Consider the following 23,861-nt stretch of genomic DNA (forward strand, 5'->3'; position numbering starts at 1 on the left):
AGCCTGCCGACATTTCGCGGCACGGCTGGACGGGATGGGCGCGACGACCCATGGGCCGGACAGGGAGCACAAGCGGTGTGGGCCCTAGGCTCTGCGATCCGGTGGCAAGGTGTCAACATTACCGGTCCTCGATGCCGGAACGTGAGGAGGCCGGACTGCTCACTGGCTGTCCGGCCCGTCCCACCGCTCCTGGGTTCTCCAGAGCGCTATGTCTACGAGGCCAGTGCCCCGGTCTGCTCGGACGGTGTCCTGCGGCCGCAGGACAGCGCGTCACGTCCGGACCGGTGATCGTTTCCCACCACCGTGTTGCGGACCGTGCCCAGCCGTTCCACCTCGACCTCGACGGTGTCTCCCGGTTGCAGCAGCCGGGGAGGCGTGCGGCTGTAGCCGACTCCCGCGGGGGTGCCGGTGGCGAGGAGGTCGCCGGGGCGCAGGGTCAGGGTGTGCGAGATGAGGGACAGTGTGTCCCCGACCGCGTAGATCATCTGGTCGGTGGTGGCGTCCTGCATGGTCTCGCCGTTGACCCTGGTCCGTAGCCGCAGCCCCTGTTGCAGGTCGCCGGCCTCCGTGGCGGGCACGAGCGGGCCGAGCGGGCCTGACCGGTCCCCGTTCTTGCCGAGGATCCACTGGGAGGTCAGCTTCTGGGCTCGGCGTGAGGTCAGATCGTTGAACGCGGAGTAGCCGACGACACAGGACAGTGCCTCCTCGGGGGAGGCGTCGACGAGGGGTGCTCCGACCCAGGCGACGACCTCGCCCTCCCAGTCCAGACCCTCCTCGTTGGAGGGCACGGGGACTTCGGCCCCGTCCACGGTCAGTGACTGCGGCCATCGCGCGAACAGGGTGGGGTACGGCGGCAGCTCCTGGTCGCGGAAGCTGCCTTCGGCCGCGTGCGCGTGGTAGTTGAGGCCGATGCAGAAGACGCGCGCGCCAGGGAGGACGGGGGGAACCTGCTCGACCGATGCGACGGCGACCGTCGGCCCGGTGGGCGGCTGGGAGAGATGTCCCGCCGGGTCGGCCCAGAAGTCCGCGAGTGAGGCGATGACGGTGACCTCGTCGCCCTGTTCCGCCAGGGCCGCGACCTCCACGCCGAATTCGCCGTGCGCGCGCCTGACACCCACGATTCTCATGAGATTCCCTTTCCGGTCTCCGCGGAGGGGCCCGCGGAGCTCTTCTTTCGTCGTTGCCGATGTACCGCAGGCGGCTGTGCCGCCCACGGTCAGGCCGTGTCGTGCGGGGATGGGCCGGTGTGGTCGTATTCGAGGTGGTGCTGGATCAGGAGGTCGGCGCCGAAGTCGTTGGACGGGTCGCGCCAGACGCTGTGCACGTGATTGGCGTTGTCCTCGGCGTTGTCGAACTCGACGAGGGTGACGGGGCCCTGGATACGGAAGTAGTGCGGCTGCTCCATGGAGGTGCCGCCGGCCCAGGCGAAGTGCAGTTCGTCGACGCCACCGGCGGCCGCGATGCGGTCCATCTCATGGCCGACCAGGCCGGGGCGGGCACGTTCGACGAAGTGGGCGAGCAGGTCGTCGAAGTGCGCGCGCTGCGCGGGGGAGAGGTCCGCGGCCCGGATACCGCGGGGGTGGGCGCGGAAGTACGCGAGGGCCCTGCGGTCGTCGTCGGTGATCATCGCGTCGCGGCGACCGACACCGTGGTAGGCGGGGTACTCGACGTCGCCGATGGTGGAGACGGTGCGGGTGACGAAGTCCGCCGGTGGCCGGGAGTGGATGACCGCCTGTTCCTTCTGGGTGCCGGTGAGGCCGTCCAGGAGGACGAAGGCGGCGTCCTCCTCCTCGCCGAGGATGCGGAAGGGGCCGAACCGGGCGGGCTCGGCACCGAGCAGGAACGGGGTGGCGCTGACCAGGTCGCCGTCGACGACGGTGACGTTGACCGACAGGTGGTGGCCCACCAGCCGCCAGCCCCATGTGGTGTCGGGCTGTGGCTGGCCGAAGAACGTGAGGAAGTAGCCGCGCGCGTCGCGGAAGGTGGCCGCGACGTGACCGAAGACAGGCAGGTTCAGTTCGCGCAGCACGTGCTCGTTCGACATCACCTGGACCACGCGGGCGTAGGCGGGGATCGACATCGACTCGGCGATCAGGCGATGCGCCAACCCCTCCTGATGGCGGTCGAGTTCACCCAGTGGCAGTCCGTGTCGACCGGATTCGGGCAGGAAGTTCCAGTGCGTTCGGCCGGAGTCCTCGCGAGGAAGCAGCACCCGCGCGCGCTGATCGCCGGTCAGGCCGTCGAAGAGGCCCATCGCCGCGAAGGTGATCGCCGTCGCGTCGAACGAACCGCCCGGACGGGGCCGGTGCGCCTTCGGGAGTTCACCGTGCGGATACGGGTGCTGCGCGTCATGCGGAGGTGGCGTCGCCGTCATGGAGTTCCATGCCTTTCTTCGTGGGGTGGTCCCCGACCATGGCGAGGGTCGGTGTGTGCCGGGGCAGTGGATCGGCCGGCATCCTCTGCGAGCCCGCGTCGTACCGGTACGGGCCGAGGCACAGGAACAGCACGGCGCAGACCGCGCAGGCGACGGCCAGAAGGAGCATCGCCGGCGTGTAGGAGCCATAGGTGTCGCGGCTCACGCTCACCAGGGTCGTCGCGGCGGCTCCGCCGATCTGGAACATCGAGAACGCGACTCCGTAGATCTTGCCGAAGGCCCGGCGTCCGAAGTAGCGCGGGATCAGGTAGCTGAGGACGTCGAACTCGGCGCCGATCAGCAGTCCGGCGAGAGCCGCCGCGAGAAGGGCCATCGGTACGTTCGGCCCCGCCGCGAACAGCAGCACCGAGGCGATGCCGCCGACGAGATACACCGACATGATCTGTGACACCGTGAAGCGGTCGAGGAGCCACCCGGTCACCAGCCGGGCCACGACGAGCGCGACGCCGAGCGCGACCGGCACCATGTTCGCGATGTGCGCGGGGATCCCGGCGTCCAGCAGCAGCGAGATCTGGTGGACGAGGACCGCAGAGCCGACGGTTCCCAGGAGGACGAATGCGGCGAGGACGAGCCAGAACGGCCGCGTACCGGCCGCGGCGCGCAGTGTGTCACCGCCGACCGGTCGAGCTTCGGTGCGGGCACGGGGTTCGGCTATCAGGAAGTACGCCACCGGGAACGCGATGAGCGCGACCACTCCGAGCCCGATGTACCCCGCACGCCACCCCCACGTGCCGATCAGCACCGTGGTCAGAATCGGGGCCAGCACCGTGCCGACCCCGATGCCGGAGTTGGCGACGCCCAGCGCGAGGCCGAGCCTGCGCTCGAACCAGCCCGCGGTGAGCCGCAGGTACGACACCGGCCACAGGCCCAGACCGCACAGCGGGACGAGCACCCAGCCCAGATAGAAGACCGGCAGGCTGTCGGGCAGCAGGGCCATCGCCATCAGGGACAGCGCGAAGAACGGCGCGCTGCACAGAATCACCCGGCGACCGCCGAACCGGTCGACCAGCAGCCCCTGTACGGGAGAGATGACCACCAGAGTGATGCTGAGGATCGAGGAGGCCAGGCCGATCGCGGACACGCTCCACCCGAACTCCCGGTGCAGCGGCGCGATGAACGCACCGAACGTGGTGACTGCCAGCACACTGGGACCGCACGCGAGACCGAGCGTGGACGCCATCGCCGTACGCCACCCCGACCTCGGCCCGTCGGACGGATCCGTGGTCTCCTCGGCGTCCCTGACGGGTTTCTCCGCTCTCATGTGAATCCTCCTTGATTCGTCGTGGAAGAACCCCGTCTCGCTCGGGCGAGCCGAGTCGTGCTTGCCGCGTCCCTCTCAGCAGCCGGCGGGCGATCGGAGCGCTTGACGCAGGAGCTGGACGAAGTGGGGGATGTCGCTGTGCCGGCCGGCTGCGAACACGTAGAAGTCCGGCCGGGCCAGGAACGCCTCACACTCGTGCTCGGTGAACCAGCGCCTGTAGGCGTCGTCGAGGTCATCGATCACCCGCACACCCGACACGTCGGCGACCACGCCGCCGATCTGCCGGAACCAGGACGCATCCCTGTCATCGAGGGCTTCGGTGGGGTCCGCGACCCGGCTGATCAGCTGCCAGCCGCCGCCGACGACATCGTCGAACAGACCGATACGGTCGGCGACTCGGACACGCCCCTGAGGTGCCAGGCGTCCCTCGGTCCCAGCGCTGGCGACCGTCAACGACGGTTCGCCCAGACGGGGGTGCGGCGGCTCCCGCGTGGCGGCATCCGCGTCGAGCGAGCGCCTTTTCATCTCGGCGTCCCTGGCGGCGGCCCGGTCGACGTCGAGTTCGCAGATGACCCGGCCCGCGCCCACCGCCTCGTCGATGATCTTCCGTACGTGGCCGGTGCGCTCGGGACCGTACGTGTCGAGGACGCCCGGCTCCGCGAGGCCGTGATGCACCATGCCGAGACGCCACGACAGCGCTCTCGCGTCTCGCAGGCCCGCGCAGAGACCTTGGCCGAGGAAAGGCGGCATGAGATGGGCCGCGTCCCCCGCGAGGAAGACGTTCCCCTTGCGCCATGTGTGCGCCCACCGGCCGCGGAACGTGTACACGGCGTGCCGTTCGAGCCGGGCTGTCTCCGGCGTCACGCCCCAGGGCTCCATCAGCCGCCAGGCGGTGCTCTCCCGTCCCAGTTCCTCGACGGTCATGTTCGCGCGGCGCATGAACTCGAACCGTCGCCGCCCCGGGCCGCTGTTGACCGCGGTCGCGGGCTGCGCCGGGTCACAGTACTGGGTGACGAAGGCACTCCACGTCTCCTCGGCCAGCGGCTGGTAGTCCACCACCAGCCAGTCGGCCTCGAACCCCGAGTCGTCGACACCGATCCCGAGCTCGGAACGGACGGCGCTGTTGGCTCCGTCGGCGCCGATCAGCCAGCGAGCGCGAACGCGTACGGCGTCGTCGGGTCGCTTGGTGGGAGCCACCCGGACGAAGACCTGCTCGTTGCAGTGATCCTGATCGAGGGACTGGAACGTCCATCCGCGGTGGACGGTGACGCCGGGGGTCGCCAGAGCCAGGTCCTCGAGGACCGATTCAAGTTCGGGCTGATGGAAGCCGTTCGTGTTGGCCCACCCCGACTCGGCGATCCTGTTCCAGTCGATGGCCTGGAGCAGCTCGCCCGCACCGTTGCGGAACTCGTACCCGCCCCGCTCACCCTGGGACGGCTCGAACAAGGCGGCATGGTCCGCCATGAGCCCGGCGGCCTGGAGGATGCGCAGCGCCTCGTGGTCGATCGTGCACGCCCTCGGCAGCGGATACCGTTGGGGCCAGCGTTCCACGACGGCGACCTGCACGCCGGCCTGGCCGAGGAAGACAGCGGTCAGCAGACCGACGGGCCCGCCACCGACGACCACGCAGTCGACGGCCGGCCGCAGCGCGACGCCGGCGTGCGGTGTAGGTCGCGTCGTCATGAGTGCGTCTCCCAGCGACGGGTCCGGGCGCGGTGAGTCACGGACGTGTGCTCCGATCTTGTGAGGGCTCGGCGGCGACGTCGTACTGTTGGAGGCCGCTGTCCTGAGGCAGGACAACGCACTTGGCATGGGGCGAGACCGCCTGTGTCCGCCACGCCGATGGCAGGTCGTCGAGCGCGAAGGTGCGCACGTCGATCCGCAGTTCACTGCGTGAGAGGTGGGCCCACAGCCAGGTCAGCGCCGCCTCCTTGGCCCGCAGCGGAGTGTGCAGACCGGCGAAGCCGGACAGGGTGAGCTGCTTGCCGCGCAGCAGCCCAGCCGGAACCTGCGCGGTCGCGCCGGCCGGATTGCCGATGTTGACGACCCGCGCCCGTGGTGCGCATACCTGCAACACCGCTTCCAGCGGCGTCCCGTAGACGCCGTCGAGGACGACGTCCACCGGGCCCGTCACCGCCCACAACCGTTGTGCCAGGTCCTCGGCGCTCTCGCCCGCGCGCAGTTCGACGATCGCGTCGGCGCCGAGCGCCGACAAAGCCTCCAGCGCCCCGCGGTCACGGGCGACGCCGACGACCCGGCCCGCTCCGCGTCGGTGCGCCACCTGGATCGCGAGCTGTCCGACCGCTCCCGTGGCGCCCAGGATCAACACGGTCTCCCCGGAGCGGAGCCTGGCCACTTCGACCAGTGGCATGAACGCCGCCGTGCCGGAGTTGCCGACGGCCGCGGCCTGCACCGGATCGATCCCCTCGGGCAGCGGCAGCACATCCTCGTCGTCGACGAGCACCTGCGTGGCGAGGGAGCCGGGAGTGCCGGGCGAGGCGCGGCACTCGGCGTAGACCCAGGAGCCCGGCTGGTACCGGTCCGAGGCGAGCACGACGCCCACGCCCTCGCTGCCCGGCACGTACGGGGCCTCGTGACGCGCGGAATGGAACGTCCCCGACGCGATGACCAGGTCCAAGGGGTTCAAGGGCGCGGCGACGACTGCCACGAGGGTGCTGCCGGGCGAGCGCGGCGGCAGTACCACCGAGCCCACTCGTGGTGCGCTGCCCGGCGTATCCACGACAGCGGCTCGGATCTCGCCCGGCGAGTCGGTGGTGTCGTGCGAGCGTGTGCTGCTCATCGTCCGGCTTCCCTTTCTGTGAACGTCATGGGTGGCACGGGAGAGGGGTGTCGGCGGTGACGACGCCCCTCTGTGCCTGGACCAGGGGGCTTCAGGAGCTCTTGCCGGGGGCGGGCGGGGCGAAGCGGTCCAAGGTCGTGATCCCCGCGAACTCGTGCGGCTGAGATCCGGCCATCAGCCGTCCGTAGTTCTCGGAGAGGGCTTCGAGGTTGAGAGCGCCGTGCAGGGTGATGACCCGTGCGTCGCGCCACGCTCGCTGGATGGGTTCGCTCTCCATTATCGCGGTCGAGCCCGAGTTCCTCTGCAGCAACTCGATCGCCTCCGCGCACCACTTGGCGGCGTAGGCCGCCTCGACGAGGACGCGGGCGCTGAAGCGCTGCATGTACGCGCCGTCGGCCGGGGTGCCGGCGGCGGCCAGGGCCCCGAGCCGGTCGGTCTCCTCCGCGTTGGCACGGGTGATGGCCGTAGCCGACTGGATCTTGGAATGCACTTCGGCGAGCATCAGGTGCGTCATGGGCGCGTCCAGCTGGTTCTTGTACGTGGTGCCGCGCACGGGCCGCCCGGCGGAGCGATCGAGGAATCGCTCCAGCGCGCCCTGGGCGATGCCGATCGACATGCCTGCCATGAGGCTGAATGCCCAGCCCAGAGTGGGTGCCTTCCACAGAGACCCCGCGAGGCCGTTGTCGAGGGTTCCGCCGGTGACGTCGCGGAAGTCGACGACGCGGTGCTCGGGTACGAACAGCTCTTCTTGAACCAGCGTCGAGGAGACACTGCCCGTGCCGCGCATGCCGGCGACCTGCCAGTCGTCGAGGAAGCGGAGTTCGTCGCGCGGAACCTGGACGCCCACCAGGTACGGGCCGTCACTGTCGTGGGCGATACAGCCGAGGTTCGTGTAGGGAGCCCAGAGGGAGTCGCTCCCGAACGTCCAGGGACCGCCGGAAATGATCCACCCGCCGCCGGTCCGCCTCGCCCGTCCCCGTGAGGCCGGGAAGTGGCTGGATGCGGCGACGCGTGGGCCGACCCACTCCGGGGCGTAGACCTCCTTGACGACGCGAGCGCCCGAACCTGCGGGGATCCAGTTGGTGGAGGCACCGACCCAAACGATCCATCCGGCCGAGCCGTCCCACTTGGCCACCTCGGACACCACGTCGAGCTGCTGGCGCACGGTGAGTTCGTGGCCGCCGTACTCGGCGGGGCTGCCGATGGCGAAGGCCCCGGTGGCATCGAGCTCGGCGATGGTCTCGTCCGAGTGGCGCCCGGCGCGTTCCGCGTCCAAAGCGCGTTCGCGCAAGGCCGGGCCGAGCGCCCGGACCTTGTCGAGGACCGATGCGAGCCTGTCGGGCGTTCCGGAAGACGCACTCATCGACGTCAACTCCTTTGTCGTTCGTCGTTCATGGGGCGTGTTGCGGGAAAAGGAAGGAGCGCGGTCACGCGCTCCGCGGTACACGGCTGCGCTGCGCTACCGCATCCTCGGCGGACCTCTTCTCTTGAGTCCGGGGGCTCTTGAGCCACTTCCGCACGGCGCCGGCGTCGGCGCCGAGGACAGGTGGCGGGCAGTGATCGATGCGAGTCGTCTCGGTCTCGGATCCTGCGGCGTCGACGGCGAACATCCGCAGGGCCGAGCCCGGCAGGGTCACCTTTCCGACGCTCCGATGCTCGACATCGACGAGGAGCCGTTGCGAGCGGGTCTGCTCCCACTCGTAGACCTCGTCGAGGGAGCGCACACGGCCGGCCGGAACTCCGGCACCGGAGAGTCGCAGCAGCAGCTCGTCCGGACCCAGCTCGGCGAACACGCCCTCCAGGAGCTCAGTGACGCTGTCACGATGGGCGACCCGGTCCCGGTTCGTGACATGACGGGGGTCATCGGCGCGGATGCCGAAGGCCTCGCAAAGGCGCTGCCACATGGCGTCGTTCCCGCAGGCGATCTGTACGCTGCCGCCCGCGCACCTGAACAGGCCGTAGGGCGCGATGGTCGGGTGGTGGTTGCCCTGGGCGGAACCCACTTCGCCGCCCACGGTCCAGCGCGTTCCTTGAAAGGCGTGGGCCGCGACGACCGAGGCGAGCAGCGAGGTGCGCACGATTTGTCCTCGGCCGGTACGATCGCGTTCCCTCAGCGCCGCGAGCACGCCGAACGCGCCGTTCATTCCGGCGAGCATGTCGGCGATCGGCACTCCGACGCGCTGGGGGTGGTCCGCGTCCGGGCCGGTGAGGGACATCAGTCCCGCCTCGCCCTGGGCGATCTGGTCGTACCCGGCACGGTCGGCCTCGGGGCCGTCGTGCCCGAACCCGCTGATCGACAGCAGCACCAGGCGTGGGTTGAGCTCCATGAGTCGTTCGGTACCGAGCCCGAGGCGTCGCATTCCCCCGGGCTTGAAGTTCTCCAGCAGCACGTCCGCCCGCTGAATCAGCCCGGCCAGCACCTTCGCGTCCTCGGCAGACTTCAGATCGAGCGTGATCGATTCCTTGTTCCTGTTGCAGGACATGAAGTAGGTCGATTCCGTGGAGCCGTCATCGGCGTCGACGAACGGCGGTCCCCAGGACCTGCTGTCGTCCCCGGAAGGACTTTCGACCTTGATGACACGTGCCCCGAGATCCCCGAGCATCATCGCTGCGTGGGGACCGGCGAGCGCACGGGACAGGTCGACGACAAGCAGTCCGTCCAGAGGCCCGCTCATGACCGGGCCCCGGCAGTCCCGTTCGCCGACTCGGCCGCGGGGTTGGGCCTGATCACCAGCATGCTCGCGGGCAGATTCGTACGGTTCTCGACGCTGCGCGGCGTCGAGGCCGTGAGCCGCACCGCGTCCAACGGGTGCAGAGCGTGGGTGTCGTCCTCGGCGTCGATCGTGAGCGTGCCGGTCAGGACGATGTACAGCGTCTCCGTGGGGACAGGGGACATGTCGGCGCGACCGCCGGGGAGGTAGTGGGACAGGGCTGCTGTCACAGCGCCGTCGTAGTCCTCGCCCCCGAAGAGCTGGACGGGGCCGACGCCGTGGTGGTCGGCGGGCTGGAAGGGCTGGGCCTGGGAGAGCCGGGTTATGTCGATCGGCACGGGCGTGAACTCGATTCTGGCGGGGCTGTCCGTCGGGGATGCGCGGCGGCCGACATCGTCGGGGGCGCGTGAGGCTGCCGGGCGGAAGCCTCGGTGCCTGCGACGCACCGTAAGAGCGGCACTCGTAAAGTGTCAACATTTAGAGCGGGAATCGCCGGTGGGGCACTGGCGGGCATCGGCGTGCAGACGGCAGCACTCCCGGTGATCAGGGTGTACAAGTGCATCTTTGACTCAGGAGGAGTGGAGCCGAAGGCGCAGAGGCTGCCGTCGGGCGTACGCGGCTGAACCGCCAGATCATTACCCTCCTCCAAAGTGTTGACAGAAAATGTGGCAGCTCCCAATGATGGTTCGCAGGCCGCCACCCGTCCGACGGCTGCATCGCCCCCGCGACGACGTGCAGATGGCCGACGGGCCGATCCGCCGGGCCATGGTGGCCGTGACCGTCCGCCCGGCAGTCGTTCCACGTCTCCTGCGCGCCCGGAGCCCAGCGATCACGACATGTCAGCGGATCCAACTGAGCGGCCACAGCTGACGCGTGAGCACCTTGCACGCGACGTACGGCTCAGCGCCTGCACCGGCCGCATCGGCCTGCCTGACTTCAGACATCCGACAGAGAAGAGGACACACACATGATGAACGAGGACAAGGCCGCCATCATCGAGGCGCTGAACATGTACGCCTTCGCGCTCGATGCGCGGCAGTGGGACCTGTTCGATCGCGTCTTCACCGAAGACGTGGAAGCCGTCTTCGGCCCTGCCGGAGCCGCCTGGGTCGGCCGCGCCGAATTCAAGGCTTCTTTTGCCGCGTTCCACGACAGCCTGGACAGCCACGTCCACACGATGATGGGCCAGCTGGTCGACGTCGACGGAGACACGGCGCACGCGTTCAGCTACGGCAACTGGCTGCTCGTGCGCGAGGCGGCGGAAGGCGGGCCGACCTGGACGGGCACCGGTTACTACGACGACGAGCTGGTCCGTACCGACGAAGGCTGGCGCATCAAACGGCGCGTCTGCCGACTGCTGTCGTGGACAGGTAACCCGTCGGTGCCCGAGCCGCAGCGCGAGCACCAGCCGGACATGAACGCGATCGGCCTCCACCAGTTCGCCGCGAAGGGCGACATCACGTTCCTGAAGGCCATCACCAAGAAGCAGAATCGAGTGCATCCGTGATTCTTGTGACCGCTGCACACGGCAACCAAGGAAAGCGCCTCGTCCCCAGGCTGGTGGCGGCAGGAGCCCAACTGCGTGCCTGTGTCCGCTCCGAGACGTCCGCGCGAGCGCTGCGCGCCGCGGGCGTGACCGATGTCCTGGTCGGCGATCTCGCCGATCCGGCGGTACTGGCCCGTGCCATGCGCGGCGTGGAGACGGTGTACTACGTCGGGCCTGCCCTGCATCCCGATGAGCGGGCGACGGGGTTCGCCGCCGTCGACATCGCGAAGCGGGCGGGCGTGACGCACTTCGTGTTCAGCTCGGTGCTGCACGCCATCACCACGGACCTGATCCAGCACGAGATCAAGCGGGACATCGAGGAGCACCTGGTGTCGTCGGGTCTGGAGTTCACCATCCTCCAGCCGGCCAACTACATGCTGCGCCACCGGCTGCTTCCCGCTTTCCAGGACGCCGTCTTCCGGTTGTCGTGGTCGCTCGACCGCCGCCAGTCGATGGTCGACGTCGACGACGTGACGGAGGTGGCGGCGGCCGTGCTGGCCGGCCCCCGCAGACATGCGGGCGCCACCTACGAGCTCGTCGCACCTGGCCGCTTCACGGCGTACGACCTCGCCCGTGTCATCTCCGAGGTGACGGGCAGTGAGGTCGCCGCCGAGGAGATCGACGCGATGGACTTCCTCAAGGCGTCTCTCGGCGTTCAGTCCCTTGACGAGGTCCCCTACCAGGCTGAGGTGTTGTGCGCGATCAGCGCTCGCTACAGCAGCCACGATTTCATCGGGAACCCCAACGTGCTCGCGTGGCTGCTCGGTCGGCGGCCCACGACCTTCGAGCAGTTCGTGCGCAGAGAGTTCCGCGTCTTCCAAGAGCAGATGGAGAAGCCATGCCTGGGCCCGTAGACGCCGGCCTCTTCCGCGAGACCCTGGGCCACTATCCGACCGGGGTGGCCGTCGTCACGACGGTGACGGACAGAGGGGCGCCGGACGGCATGGTCGTCGGGACCTTTTCGTCGGTCTCCCTCGATCCGCCGCTGATCGCCTTCTTCCCGGCTGCCGACTCACGCAGCTTCGCCCGGCTCCGGACGGCGCCGGCGTTCTGCGTCAACGTCCTGGCCTCCGACCAGGAGCCGCTCTGCCGGCAGATCGCGACCAGCCGAGAAGGCAAGTTCGACGGAGTGGGCTGGCGCCCCGGCTCGCTGGGCTCGCCCATCCTCGACGGCGCGGTGTCGTGGATCGAGTGCACCTTCGAGGAGGTCCGCGAGGCGGGGGACCACTTCATCGTCCTGGGCCGGGTGCACGGTCTCGCCGTCGAACGGTCGACGCTGCCGCTGCTCTTCTTCCAGGGCGGCTACGGGCGCTTCTCACCCGGATCCTTCGTCGCAGCGCCGGACCCGGAGCTGATCCAGGCAGCGCACCTCGCCGAGACGATCAGAACTCAGGTCGAGGAGCTCAGCACCGAGTTCTCGGTCACCTGCAGTGTCCTCGCCAGAATCCGCGACGACGCGGTCCAGGTACTCGCCACCAACACGGGCCTCGCCGGTGACGCGCCCCCGCTCGGGCACCGGCAACCCGTCATTCCTCCCATGGGAGCCGTGTTCATGACGGACGCGACCTCGGAGGAGGTGGACGAGTGGCTGAGTCGCGCCCCTGACTGCGACGGCGAGATCCAGGATCGCCACAGAGCCTTGCTCGACAAGGTCCGCGTGTGCGGCTATTCGCTCCTCGCGACAGAGCCGCACCTGCTGGAGAGCCACCGGGCGGCGCTCTCCGCGTTCGAGAAATCCGACCGTCTGCCGCGTCAGGAGCGTGTGGTCCAGCAGGCGACGGCGAAGTTGGCGGAGCTCTTCTGCCCCGACCTGGTGCCGGGAGAGAGCTACGACCTTGCTTCGATCGTCGTCCTCATCCCCACGAAGGCCGATCTGCCCCAGATGGCGCTGCGAATGACCGGGCTGCCCGGTTCCGCGCCGGCAGCTCAGGTTGAGTCGTGGATCGAAGGGCTCAAGCGAGTTGCTCAGAGCGTGCCCGCCGCCTGATCGACTCCTCGGCGCTGCGGGATGCGGGCTACGCGCCCTGCCGGGGGTGCTGCGCCGTAAGGGGGGAGTGCAGTGTGTCGTCGAGCACGCCGAGGATCGTCCGCAGCTGTGCGAGCGCGTCGTTGAGGGTCGCGGCCGGTACGTCGGACAGAGCGCCGTGCAGTGCGGCGGCCGCCGCGGTGGTGATGCTGTGAGCGGCGGTGACACCCTCGGGCGTGAGGCGCACGTTGTGGCTGCGCCCGTCCTGAGGGTTGGGCACGCGCGACACCAGGCAGCGGGCCTCCAGTCGGCGCAGGACGTTGCTCATCCCGCCTGTTGTGAGCAGTAGACGCGTGGCCAGCTCTTTGGGCCGGAGCTGGTAGGGCTCCCCGACGGAACGCAGCGCGCCGAGTACGTCGAGTTCCGCGGCCGTGAAGTCCTGTGCCGCAAGAGCCGGCGCGATGGCGCGCTCGAGCAGGCCCTGCAGGCGAACGACGTGCTGGGAGAGCGCCAGCGTCAGACGTTCGCCGCTCAGCTCCGTCTCACTGTCAGCAGTCATGACCCGATCATAGCCAGCAATGCTGTCGTGATACCTTTCAGAAAAGGTATTTCGAGGAGGTCCTGATGGCCACCACTACCGCGATTGACGATGTCCGCGTGTTCACGGGTGACGGCCTGACGCCGCCACGGCGGGTGTATATCGAGGGCGAGGAATTCACCGTCGACGGAATCCCGGACGTGGTGGTCGACGGCGCGGGCAAGTTCCTCCTCCCGGGCCTGATCGACTCGCACATGCACACGCTCGGACGGGACGACTTGGCGAACCTGGCGCAGTCGGGTGTGACCACCGGCCTGGACATGGCTGCGTGGCCGCTCCCGTTCGTCACCGAGATGCGCGCCCAGGCAGGCGTGGCGCAGATTCGTAGCGCGACGACCCCCGCGGTCGGGCCCGGCGGCAATCACGCGAAGATGCCCGGCTTTCCCGCGGACGCTATCGTCACGAGCCCGCAGGAGGCGTACGCCTTCGTCGAGCGGCGGGTCGCCGACGGCGCCGACTACATCAAGATCGTCACGGAGGCAGCGCCGCCGGAGGGCATGGACCAGGCGACCGTGAACACCATCGTCGAGGCGGCGCACGAGCACGACCTCCTCGTCGTGGCGCACTCGATCACCACCGGCGCGTTCCGTATCGCGGTCGAGGCCGGCGTCGACGTCAGCACCCACGCACCTCTCGACGCCGTGCTCGACGACGAGACCGTCGCGCGCATGCGGGACGCCGGAATGAGCTCCTCGCCCACCCTGACGATGATGAAGGGCATCGCCGGAGTCCGGACGGCGGCAGGGCTCAGGTACGAGTACGCCCGCGACACGGTGACCAAGTTCCACGAGGCCGGCATCCGATTGCTGGTCGGCACCGACGCGAACTCGGCGCCCGGCGTACCTTTCGCCCCCCGGCACGGCATGTCCTTCCACGACGAGCTGGAGCTCATGGTCGAGGCCGGGCTCACGCCCGTCGAGGCGCTGCGCGGAGCCACGACGCTCACCGCACGGACCTTCGGACTCGACGACCGTGGCGCGATCGAACCGGGTCGCCGTGCCGACCTGGTCCTCGTCGGGGCCGACCCGACGGCCGACATCACCGCGACGCGCACCATCGAAGGAGTGTGGATCGCCGGGGAACGCGTCCGCTGAGCAGCGGCCAACGTTTTAGGCTGCTGAACGGCCGATGCACATACGCACCGTGAAGACGACGAGCAAGGACATACATGGCAATGGCACAGGCCGGCACAGGTTCATCACCGCGACTGCGCTCCACGCTGGACGCTGTCCCTGTCTATGTGCCGGGCAAGACGGCCGCGTCCGGCTGGAAGTTGTCCTCCAACGAGAACCCCTATCCTCCGCTCGACGGCGTGCTGGAGGCCGTCACCCTTGCCGCCGGGCGGATGCACCGCTACCCGGACCTGCATGGCACCGAGCTGACGAACCGGCTGGCGGAGCACCTCGCGGTTCCCGCCCCGCACATCGCCCTGGGCACGGGGTCGAGCGGGCTACTGCAGCAGCTGATGCAGATAGCCGTCGACCCGGGCGACGAAGTCGTATATGCCTGGCGGTCCTTCGAGTCCTACCCCATCGCCACGCGTCTGTTCGGGGCCGCCTCTGTGGAGGTGCCGCTCACCGGGGACGAGGCGCACGACCTCGCCGCGATGGCGCAGGCGATCACCGACCGGACCCGCCTGGTGTTGGTGTGCACGCCCAACAACCCCACCGGCAAGGCCCTGCACCGGGACGAACTGGAGCGGTTCCTCGACCGTGTGCCGGTCGACGTGCTGGTCGTTTTGGACGAGGCGTACGTGGAGTTCAACACCGACCCTCACTGCGCCGACGGCATAGAGCTGTACCAGGAGCGGGCGAACGTCGTCGTGCTGCGCACCTTCTCCAAGGCCTACGGTCTGGCCGGGCTACGGATCGGCTACGCCGTCGCTCACGCACCGGTGGCCGAGGCGCTGCGCAAGACCGCCGTGCCCTTCGGCGTCTCCACCGCGGCGCAGAGCGCCGCGCTCGCCTCCCTCGACCGGCAGGACGAACTGATGGGACGCGTCGCCGACCTCGTCACCGAACGGGAACGTGTCTACGAGGCACTGCTGCGACAGGGCTGGACCGTGCCCGAGAGCCAGGCCAACTTCCTTTGGCTGCGCCTCGGCGAGCAGACCTCCGGGTTCGCCGATCACTGCCGTGATGCCGGAGTGATGGTGCGGCCCTACGGCCAGGACGGCGTGCGGATCACTGTCGGCGAACCACAGGCCAACGACGCCCTGGTGGCCGCGGCCGCTCGGTATCGCTGAGTTCCCGGCGCCAGGTTCTACGGCTGCTGCGGGGGAGACGAGGTCGCCGACCAGTGGCCGCTCAGGAGCGCGAGGGAGAATCCGGTGAGGTGATCGGCCAGGACCTCGGTGTCGTCGGCCGTGTCCCGCTCCAGCCAGTCGATCACCACCTCCGTCACTCCGGCCACCAGGCCGAGCAGGACGCGCTCGCGGCGCAGGCGATCGGCGGGCCCGGGTGCGGTGAACCGGATGAGACGGCCGAAGAGTTCGGCGTCCTTGCGGAGAGGCCCCAGCGCCGGAGTTCCATGCGAGGGGCGTTGATGTAGATGACCCGCGCCGAGTCCGGGTGATCGGCGAGCAGGCGTACCAGCGCGTCATCATGGGACGCAGCAGCGCGTCGAGGTCGGCGGGCTCCTGCGGCGCCGCCGCGGCCACGCCGGCGAGCAGCCATTCGCTCTGCTGTCTGTGCACCGCGAGCAACAGGCTCTCGCGGTCCGTGAAGTGCTCGTAGAAATAGCCGTCGGAGCTGGCGATCAGTTCCTGTTCGAGCTGGGCATCACGGTCAGCGGTTTCCGTCACGATTGCGTCGAGTTCGGCTCGGCGGCGTTGGTCGTCCGCCCGGTCGGCGGCTTCTGCGTGGGAGGGATGATCCAAAAGGACTCCGTATGTGCGGATGGGGATGACGGGTTCTCGGACGGCTGGCATCGCTCGGAGCGCGTGGCACGGGCTCGCTACAGCTCGTCGAGGCTGGTGGTGCCGGGAAACTCGTCGAGTTCGTTGTCCGTGGCGTCCTGCTGGTAGTGGAAGACGGCCTCTTCGAGGGAGGCGAGCCGTTCGAATCCAGGGTGTGCGCGGAAGGCGTCGGTGCGGTCGGCGATGTACTGCTGGGTCTCGGCCTCTGCGATGAGGATGCGTACGGCATTGCGGGAGGCCGGCCGCTTCCAGCCGCCACCGGGCCGGACAGAGCACGATGCGGCCGTAGCGAGGCGCGGGAGAAAGGGCATTGCCGCCGCACCCCCCCCAGTCGAAGACCGTCACTTGGGCGCACTGGGCGCGCGAGAGCTCGGTCAGCAGCCTGGCCAGCGGCGGGGTGTGCTCGGTGAGGTTGAGCGCATGCATGCCCACGGCTCAAGACGGCGCCCGAGGCCCGGGACGGCCAGGTACATCCGGTGGCCGTCGCAGGGTGCTCGCCGCGCGGGCCAGAGTATCGAGGTCCTGTTTCGTCACTACGCCAAGTTCCCAGACGGTGCCCAGGAGCAGGCCAACCGCCTCATCGAGCAGTCGATGGAAAAGTGGGAGCGCGTCAGCGGGAGCGAGGATTTTGAGGGATGAGGACTGGCTTTTGGTCCGTGACTGGTCCGGAAGAGCTGGTCTGGATCGGGATACCAGTGGGAGGAACTGGCAGTTACTTCGTAAAACACTCTCTCCGCCGAGCGGACTTCGGGAAGGCGCCTGCCGGGTAAAAGCCCAGGTCAGGCGCCTCTTTTTGCGCCCCTAGAAGAAGCCCAGCTTCTTCGGCGAGTACGACACCAGCAGGTTCTTCGTCTGCTGGTAGTGGTCCAGCATCATCCGGTGGTTCTCCCGCCCGATCCCGGACTGCTTGTAGCCGCCGAACGCCGCGTGCGCCGGGTAGGCGTGGTAGCAGTTCGTCCAGACGCGGCCCGCCTGGATGGCGCGGCCCGCGCGGTAGGCGGTGTTCATGTCCCGGGTCCACACGCCGGCGCCGAGGCCGTACAGCGTGTCGTTGGCCGTGCTGATCGCGTCGTCGAAGTCGGAGAAGGACGTGACGGCGACGACCGGGCCGAAGATCTCCTCCTGGAACACCCGCATCCGGTTGTCGCCCTCGAAGATCGTCGGCTGTACGTAGTAGCCGCCCGCCAGTTCACCGTCGTACTCGATCCGCTGGCCGCCGGTGAGGATCTTCGCGCCCTCCTGCTGTCCGATGTCCAGGTACGAAAGGATCTTCTGCAGCTGGTCGTTGGACGCCTGGGCGCCGATCATCGTGTCCGTGTCCAGCGGATGCCCCGGCTGGATCTGCCGGGTGCGCGCGATGCCCGCCTCCAGGAACTCGCTGTAGTGACCGCGCTGGATCAGCGCGCGCGAAGGACAGGTGCACACCTCGCCCTGGTTGAGCGCGAACATCGTGAAGCCTTCGAGTGCCTTGTCGCGGAAGTCGTCGTCCGCCGACCACACGTCGTCGAAGAAGATGTTCGGTGACTTGCCGCCCAGTTCGAGCGTGACCGGCTTGATGTTCTCCGACGCGTACTGCATGATCAGCCGCCCGGTCGTGGTCTCGCCGGTGAACGCGATCTTCGCGACCCGCGGACTCGACGCCAGCGGCTTGCCCGCCTCCGAGCCGAAGCCGTTGACGATGTTGACCACACCGGCCGGCAGCAGATCGGCGACCAGGCTCATCCAGAAGTGGATGGAGGCCGGGGTTTGTTCGGCCGGCTTGAGGACCACCGCGTTCCCGGCGGCGAGAGCCGGCGCGAGCTTCCATGTCGCCATCAGGATCGGGAAGTTCCACGGGATGATCTGGCCGACCACACCGAGCGGCTCATGGAAGTGGTACGCGACGGTGTCGTCGTCGAGCTCGCTGAGCGTTCCCTCCTGGGCCCGCAGCGCGCCCGCGAAGTAGCGGAAGTGGTCGATGGCGAGCGGGATGTCGGCGGCCAGCGTCTCGCGCACCGGCTTCCCGTTCTCCCAGCTCTCGGCGACCGCCAGCTCCTCCAGATGCGCCTCCATCCGGTCGGCGATCCGGTTGAGGACGGTGGCCCTGTCTCCTGCCGGGGTACGGCCCCAGCCGGGGGCCGCGGCGTGTGCCGCGTCCAGGGCGCGCTCCACGTCCTCGGCGGTGCCGCGGGCGATCTCGGTGAACGGCTTGCCGTTCACCGGGCTCGGGTTCTCGAAGTACTGCCCGCGGGCGGGCGGGACGGACTCCCCGCCGATCCAGTGGTCGTAGCGCGACTCGTACGAGACGATCGCGCCCTCGGTACCCGGCGCTGCGTAACGGGTCATGTCAGTGGCCTCCCGGAATCCGCGCCGCCCGCCGTCGGCCGGCGCTCGCTGCCGAGAGTAGGAACCACGACGTTGCAACCACGTTGCGCGACGCCCCCCGATCAGCCCCTCCCGATCAGCCCCCGTCAGCCGCCCCGGTCGGCCGGCCCCCGCTCAGCCCGCCTTGATCATGTCGGCGCACTTCTCGCCGATCATCATCGTGGTGATACAGGGGTTGACCGTCGGCAGGAACGGCATGACCGACGCGTCCGCGACCCGCAGCCCGGTGACGCCCTTCACCCGCAGCTGCGGATCGAGCGGTGATTGCGGATCCCCGGCCGCACCCATCCGGACCGTCCCCGCCGGGTGGTACACGGTGTTGTGGGTCTCGCGGATGTACGAGAACAGCTCATCGTCGGAGTGCGCGCTCGGCCCAGGAGCCAGTTCCGTTCCCGCCCACGCGGCCATCGCGGGCTGGGAGACGATCTTCCGCGCGAGCCGCAGCCCGTAGGTCATCACCCGGATGTCGTGGTCGTCGGTGAAGTAGCGCGGATCGACCCGGGGCTTGTCGCGGAAGTCGCGGGTACGCAGCCGGACCGTACCCATCGAGCGGGCCCGGGTGACGTTCGGCGTGAGACAGAACGCGTTGTCCGTCGTGGGATAGCCGCGCCGGTAGGTGTTCATGTCGAAGGGCACCGAGCCGTAGTGGAACATCAGGTCCGGCCGGTCCAGGCCCGGCTCTGTGTCGGAGAAGATCCCGATCTCCCACCACTGCGTGGAGGACGTGACCATGGGCTGCTTCGCCTCCCACATGATCACGCCCTCCGGGTGGTCCTGCAGATGGGAGCCGACACCGGGGGAGTCCACCCGTACACCGATCCCGCTGTCACGCAGGTGCCCGGCCGGTCCGATGCCCGACAGCATCAGCAGCTTCGGCGAGTCGATGGCGCCGCAGCTGACGATCACCTCGCGGCGCGCGGCCACCGACCCGCTGTGGACGGTGTCCGGCTCCAGATACTCCACACCCGTGCAGCGTTCGTCCGCGTCGAAGAGCAGCCGCTTGGCCTGCAGCCCGGTGCGGATCTCCAGATTCGGCCGGTCCGCGAGCACCGGGTGCAGATAGGACACCGAAGCCGACGAACGCGTGCCGTCCGCACGGGCGTTGATCTGGAACCAGTGCGCACCGCGCACCACCGTCGTCCCCGTGTTGAAGGGCGTACGGGGGATTCCCGCCTCCGCGCACGCGTCCAGCAGCGCCGTACCGCACGGGTCGGCCGGCGGCACGGTACGGATGGTCACGGGACCTGAGCGGCCATGGTGGTCCCCGGGCGCGTCATTGCTCTCCAGCCGCTTGTAGAGCGGGTAGCAGTCCGCCGCGCTCCACCCCGTACAGCCCAGCGCGCCCCACTCGTCGAGATCCTCGGCCGGTGCCCAGAAGGCGATGCAGGAGTTGTGCGACGAGCAGCCGCCCAGCACCTTGGCCCTGGCATGCCGCATGAAGCTGTTGCCGTTCTCCTGCGGTTCCACCGGGTAGTCCCAGTCGTAGCCGGACTCCAGCAGGGCCATCCAGCGGTCGAGCCGCAGCACATTGTCGTCGCCCGCGTCGGACGGACCGGCCTCCAGTACACAGACGGTGACGGCGGGGTCCTCGCTGAGCCGGGCCGCGACGACCGCGCCCGCGGTACCGCCGCCCACCACTACGTAGTCGTACGTGCCGCGGCCGTCGGCGCGCTGGGACGTTTCCTCGGACATCGCTGCTCCAGATCAGGGGTTCCGGCGGGGGAGGGGAGGAGTAAGGGAAAGCAGGGTGCGTCGGTTCATACGGCGGGCGGCTGCGGCTCCTCCAGGACGGCCCGGTGCGCGTCCAGGACGCCTGTCTTCTTGCGCTGGACGAACCAGTAGTACGCGAACCCGCCGCCGCCGACGATTCCGATGAAGAGGAACGCGCCCCACTGGAGATACCAGTGGTGCGGGCCCGTCGCGTTGTAGACCTTGCTGCGCGGCCAGGCGAGGTTGAGCGACATGGCGAAGCCCCACAGCACCGCGAGGATGTTGATGGGGAGCCCGAACCGGCCGAGCGTGAAGCGCCCTTCGGCCGGCTCCCAGGTGCCGCGCAGCCGCCGGATCAGCATCGGTGTGGTGACCAGCAGATACGCCACATAGATCATGATGATCGCGATGCTGGTGATGACGGAGAAGATCTGCGGCTGATTGATGTTGATCACCAGGATCACGATGCCGACGAGCCCGATGATGATCGCGGGCAGGACCGGTGTCTTGAACCGGGGACTGACCCGGGCGAGCAGCGAGGAGGCCGGCAGGCAGTTGTCCCTGGCCATCGCGAAGGCCAGCCGGATACCCGCCGCGTGCACCGCGAGCTCGCAGACCGTGATGGCGATGACCACGCACCACAGCACGATCTGGCCGATCGTCGAGCCGAGCGTGGAGAGCACCACGTACTGCAGACCGTCGGCGGCCAGCTTCTTCGAGCCCAGATCGGGCACGGCGAGCAGCGCGAACAGCAGGATGAGCCCGCCGAGCAGGAACGAGAAGAACAGGGCCCGCAGGATCGCCCGCGGAGCGTTCCGGCTGGGATCGACGCTCTCCTCGCCGAGCGAGGACGCCGTGTCGAAGCCGTACATCACATACGCGGAGGCGAGCGAAGCGGTCAGGAACGCGCGGAGGTAGCCCAGGTTCTGCCCCGCTCCGATGCCGTGGGTCTGCGTGATCGCGGCCGGGCCCCGGGTGATGTGCGCGGCCAGCAGGATGATCAGCACGACGGCCGCGATCAGTTCGACCATGACGCCCGCGGAGTTGATCCTGGCCATCAGCTTGACCCCGAAGGCGTTCACCAGGGTGGTGAAGAGGATCAGTACGCTGCCGAGCAGGACGGCGTTCTCCGCCGCGTCGGTCTTGCCTGTGCCGTCCCCGACGAACTGGAACGTCGACGAGATCTGCGGCAGCGTGATCTGGTACGCGAGCGCCACGGCGGCCAGCGACACCATCGTGGCGGTGAGCATCATCCAGCCGCCGAGCCAGCCGACGTGCGGGCCGCCCAGCTTCTTCGCCCAGTTGTAGACGGAGCCCGCCACCGGATACCGGGCGGCCAGTTCGCAGAAGCAGAGGGCCACCATCAGCTGCCCGATGAAGACCATCGGCCAGGACCACCAGTAGGCGGGCCCGCCGAAGGTGACACCGAAGTAGAAGAGCTGGAAGGTACCGGTGAGGATCGAGATGTAGCTGATCCCGGCGGCGAAGGTGTGGAAGTTGCCGAGGGTGCGCTTGAGTTCGGGTTTGTAGCCGAACGCGGAGAGCGAGTCGTCGTCGTCCTGGCTCTGCGTACGGGCCGCGCCTGCGGGCTCCGGCGCGGCGCCGTCCCCACCGGAGCCACCCGGGACCCCCGAGCCGCCCGAGCCGTCCCGGCTCACTCGAACCACCTCAGCGGACGCGGTGACAGGTTGCGCCACACATGCTTGGCCTCCTGGTACTCCGCCAGTCCCGCGGGGCCCAGCTCGCGGCCGAAGCCGGACTGCTTCATCCCGCCCCACTCGGCCTGCGGTACGTACGGCTGGAAGTCATTGATCCATACGGTGCCCGCCCGCAGCCTGGACGCCACCCGGTGCGCCAGGCCGACGTCCTGCGACCAGACCCCGCCGGACAGCCCGTAGACCGTGTCGTTGGCGAGGGCGACCGCTTCGTCCTCGTCGCGGAACCGCTCGACCGTCAGGACCGGGCCGAACGACTCGTCACGCACCACGGACATCTCCGGGGTGCACTCGTCCAGAACCGTCGGCAGATAGTAGAAGCCGTCGTCGAACGCCGGGTCGTCGGGCCGTGCGCCCCCGCAGCGGAGCACCGCGCCCTCGGCGATGCCCGCCGCCACATACGCCTCCACCTTGTCGCGGTGGGCCGCCGAGATCAGCGGACCGGTACGCGCGTTCTCGTCGAAGGGCCCGCCCAGCCGGATGGCCCGCGCCCCGGCCACCACGTCGTCGACGAACCGGTCGTGCAGTTCGTCCTGGACGAGCAGCCGCGCGCCGGCCGAGCAGACCTGGCCGGAGTGGAGGAACACGGCGGTCAGGGCGTAGTCGACGGCGCTCTCGTACTCCGCGTCCGCGAAGACGATGTTGGGGTTCTTGCCGCCCAGTTCCAGGGCGACCTTCTTCACCGTGGGGGCCGCCGCGGCCATGATGCGGCGCCCGGTGACCAGCCCGCCGGTGAACGACACCATGTCGACCCGAGGGTCCTCGCTGAGGGGCGCGCCGACCGCGGGTCCGGTGCCCAGGACGAGGTTCGCGGCCCCGTCCGGCAGCCCGGCCTCGGCCAGCAGCCGCATCAGGAAGACGGCGGTGTGCGGGGTCAGCTCGCTCGGCTTCAGTACGAACGTGTTGCCCGCCCCGAGCGCCGGCGCGACCTTCCACGCCGTCTGCAGCAGCGGGTAGTTCCACGGCGTGATGAGCGCGCACACCCCGACCGGTTCGTGCACGATCCTGCTGTCGATACCGGGGTCCCCGGTGTCGACGATGCGGTCGGTGCCGCCGGACGCCACCAGATTGCCGAAGTAGCGGAAGCAGTTGGCGATGTCCGCCATGTCGTACTCGCTCTCCACGAGCCGCTTCCCCGTGTCCAGGGACTCGGCGCGGGCGAGCGCGTCCTGGTCGCGTTCGAGCAGGGCGGCGACCCGCAGCAGCAGCGCACCGCGCTCGGCGGCCGGGGTGGCGGGCCACGGACCGCGGTCGAACGCCTCACGGGCCGCGGCGACCGCCGCCGACGCGTCCTGTGCCCCGCCCTCGTCGACGGTCGCCACCAGGGTGCCGTCCGCGGGGCAGCGGATCTCCCGGAGACCCCCGTCAGCGGCGGCCGTCCAGGTCCCGCCGATGAACAGCTCAGGCATGCGGACTCCTCGGGTTCGGGCGTCCGGCTTGCGCGAGGACACTCCATGCGGGCGCCGGCGGCCGTGCCGTACCGGTCGGCCCTGTTCTACCGGCGAACAGTGCTCTACCAGCCGACACTAAGGACCCTTCGGCGTCCGCGCAGTGCGGGAGTGGCAGCCGGGGGAAGCCGCCGCCCCGGCGCCTCTCAGGAACGCTGCCGGCCGTCCGTCAGGAACGCAGCCAGGAGTCCAGCTCGCGCACCCGCGACACGGCGGACGCCCGCTGCCTGGCGGGCAGCGCCGTGGCGAGTGCCCGCCAGACGGGCAGGTCGTCCTCGCCCCAGGGGCTGTACGCCCAGTCCGCGAGCAGCCCCGGGTCGCCGCGTGCGATCAGCGCGTCCCGCAGCTGGTCCGCGAGGCGCCTGCGCAGCCGGACCACCGCGGGCGCCCT

Annotated in this window: 20 protein-coding genes and 2 pseudogenes; 5 read left to right on the forward strand and 17 right to left on the reverse strand. The window is 69.3% G+C overall.

Features of this window, described 5'->3' with window-relative positions; translation table 11 throughout:
- Window positions 1-212 precede the first annotated feature (212 nt).
- From G3I19_RS12350 to G3I19_RS37450, 8 genes are all read right to left on the reverse strand, one after another.
- Window positions 213-1,127 carry a fumarylacetoacetate hydrolase family protein gene (locus G3I19_RS12350; protein ID WP_164263140.1) on the reverse strand — a complete coding sequence of 305 codons (915 nt, stop codon included), beginning with the start codon at window positions 1,125-1,127 and terminating at the stop codon, window positions 213-215.
- 89 nt (window positions 1,128-1,216) lie between these two features.
- The gene (locus G3I19_RS12355) at window positions 1,217-2,374 is read right to left on the reverse strand and encodes a DUF3500 domain-containing protein (RefSeq protein ID WP_164263142.1); all 1,158 of its coding nucleotides are present in this window, start codon (window positions 2,372-2,374) and stop codon (window positions 1,217-1,219) included.
- Entirely contained in the window at window positions 2,349-3,695 is a 1,347-nt protein-coding gene (locus G3I19_RS12360; protein WP_164263144.1) for an MFS transporter, read from the reverse strand. Before G3I19_RS12360 ends, G3I19_RS12355 begins: the two co-directional genes overlap by 26 nt.
- Before the next feature lie 75 nt (window positions 3,696-3,770).
- On the reverse strand, window positions 3,771-5,378 hold the full coding sequence (locus G3I19_RS12365) for a bifunctional 3-(3-hydroxy-phenyl)propionate/3-hydroxycinnamic acid hydroxylase (protein ID WP_164263146.1): 1,608 nt from the start codon (window positions 5,376-5,378) through the stop codon (window positions 3,771-3,773).
- Window positions 5,379-5,415: 37 nt separating this feature from the next.
- Entirely contained in the window at window positions 5,416-6,495 is a 1,080-nt protein-coding gene (locus G3I19_RS12370; protein WP_164263148.1) for a zinc-binding alcohol dehydrogenase family protein, read from the reverse strand.
- A gap of 91 nt (window positions 6,496-6,586) precedes the next feature.
- Window positions 6,587-7,858, reverse strand: a complete 1,272-nt coding sequence (locus tag G3I19_RS12375; protein WP_164263150.1) for an acyl-CoA dehydrogenase family protein — start codon at window positions 7,856-7,858, stop codon at window positions 6,587-6,589.
- Between the two features lie 64 nt (window positions 7,859-7,922).
- Window positions 7,923-9,170 carry a CoA transferase gene (locus G3I19_RS12380; protein ID WP_164263152.1) on the reverse strand — a complete coding sequence of 416 codons (1,248 nt, stop codon included), beginning with the start codon at window positions 9,168-9,170 and terminating at the stop codon, window positions 7,923-7,925.
- Window positions 9,167-9,544, reverse strand: coding sequence for a cupin domain-containing protein (locus tag G3I19_RS37450; RefSeq protein WP_164263155.1), 378 nt, complete (start codon window positions 9,542-9,544; stop codon window positions 9,167-9,169). The genes G3I19_RS12380 and G3I19_RS37450 overlap by 4 nt, the downstream gene beginning before the upstream one ends.
- A 629-nt stretch (window positions 9,545-10,173) precedes the next feature.
- Here G3I19_RS37450 and G3I19_RS12390 point away from each other — a divergent pair.
- From G3I19_RS12390 to G3I19_RS12400, 3 genes are read left to right on the forward strand one after another with little or no spacing between them, the layout of a single operon-like run.
- Complete coding sequence (locus tag G3I19_RS12390) at window positions 10,174-10,713, forward strand: nuclear transport factor 2 family protein (protein ID WP_164263157.1); 540 nt, start codon at window positions 10,174-10,176, stop codon at window positions 10,711-10,713.
- Entirely contained in the window at window positions 10,710-11,606 is an 897-nt protein-coding gene (locus tag G3I19_RS12395) for an NmrA family NAD(P)-binding protein (RefSeq protein WP_164263159.1), read from the forward strand. The genes G3I19_RS12390 and G3I19_RS12395 overlap by 4 nt, the downstream gene beginning before the upstream one ends.
- Window positions 11,591-12,739, forward strand: a complete 1,149-nt coding sequence (locus G3I19_RS12400) for a flavin reductase family protein (RefSeq protein WP_164263161.1) — start codon at window positions 11,591-11,593, stop codon at window positions 12,737-12,739. The genes G3I19_RS12395 and G3I19_RS12400 overlap by 16 nt, the downstream gene beginning before the upstream one ends.
- Before the next feature lie 28 nt (window positions 12,740-12,767).
- Here G3I19_RS12400 and G3I19_RS12405 read toward each other — a convergent pair whose 3' ends face one another.
- Complete coding sequence (locus G3I19_RS12405; RefSeq protein ID WP_164263163.1) at window positions 12,768-13,277, reverse strand: MarR family transcriptional regulator; 510 nt, start codon at window positions 13,275-13,277, stop codon at window positions 12,768-12,770.
- Window positions 13,278-13,342: 65 nt separating this feature from the next.
- On the opposite strand from G3I19_RS12405, the gene G3I19_RS12410 reads away from it, so the two are divergent.
- The gene (locus G3I19_RS12410) at window positions 13,343-14,410 is read left to right on the forward strand and encodes an amidohydrolase family protein (RefSeq protein WP_164263165.1); all 1,068 of its coding nucleotides are present in this window, start codon (window positions 13,343-13,345) and stop codon (window positions 14,408-14,410) included.
- 74 nt (window positions 14,411-14,484) lie between these two features.
- The gene (hisC, locus tag G3I19_RS12415) at window positions 14,485-15,561 is read left to right on the forward strand and encodes a histidinol-phosphate transaminase (protein ID WP_275402720.1); all 1,077 of its coding nucleotides are present in this window, start codon (window positions 14,485-14,487) and stop codon (window positions 15,559-15,561) included.
- 17 nt (window positions 15,562-15,578) lie between these two features.
- On the opposite strand, the gene G3I19_RS12420 is transcribed toward hisC, so the two are convergent.
- From G3I19_RS12420 to G3I19_RS12450, 8 genes and pseudogenes are all read right to left on the reverse strand, one after another.
- A complete protein-coding gene (locus tag G3I19_RS12420) occupies window positions 15,579-15,728 on the reverse strand; it encodes a hypothetical protein (RefSeq protein WP_164263167.1) in 150 nt (49 codons plus the stop codon).
- A gap of 543 nt (window positions 15,729-16,271) precedes the next feature.
- A complete protein-coding gene (locus tag G3I19_RS37455) occupies window positions 16,272-16,544 on the reverse strand; it encodes a hypothetical protein (RefSeq protein ID WP_239074211.1) in 273 nt (90 codons plus the stop codon).
- Window positions 16,447-16,659 (reverse strand): annotated as a pseudogene (locus G3I19_RS12425) (lantibiotic dehydratase); the annotation flags it as partial. The pseudogene G3I19_RS12425 and the gene G3I19_RS37455, both read right to left, overlap by 98 nt.
- Before the next feature lie 375 nt (window positions 16,660-17,034).
- Complete coding sequence (locus tag G3I19_RS12430; protein WP_164263168.1) at window positions 17,035-18,558, reverse strand: aldehyde dehydrogenase family protein; 1,524 nt, start codon at window positions 18,556-18,558, stop codon at window positions 17,035-17,037.
- A gap of 153 nt (window positions 18,559-18,711) precedes the next feature.
- On the reverse strand, window positions 18,712-20,289 hold the full coding sequence (locus G3I19_RS12435; RefSeq protein ID WP_164263170.1) for a GMC family oxidoreductase N-terminal domain-containing protein: 1,578 nt from the start codon (window positions 20,287-20,289) through the stop codon (window positions 18,712-18,714).
- Between the two features lie 65 nt (window positions 20,290-20,354).
- Window positions 20,355-21,965, reverse strand: a complete 1,611-nt coding sequence (locus G3I19_RS12440; RefSeq protein ID WP_164263178.1) for an APC family permease — start codon at window positions 21,963-21,965, stop codon at window positions 20,355-20,357.
- Complete coding sequence (locus G3I19_RS12445) at window positions 21,962-23,431, reverse strand: aldehyde dehydrogenase family protein (RefSeq protein ID WP_164263172.1); 1,470 nt, start codon at window positions 23,429-23,431, stop codon at window positions 21,962-21,964. The genes G3I19_RS12440 and G3I19_RS12445 overlap by 4 nt, the downstream gene beginning before the upstream one ends.
- 208 nt (window positions 23,432-23,639) lie before the next feature.
- Window positions 23,640-23,861 (reverse strand): annotated as a pseudogene (locus G3I19_RS12450) (transcriptional regulator); the annotation flags it as partial.

It is taken from the genome of Streptomyces sp. SID10853 (assembly GCF_010548145.1).
GTDB lineage: Bacteria > Actinomycetota > Actinomycetes > Streptomycetales > Streptomycetaceae > Streptomyces.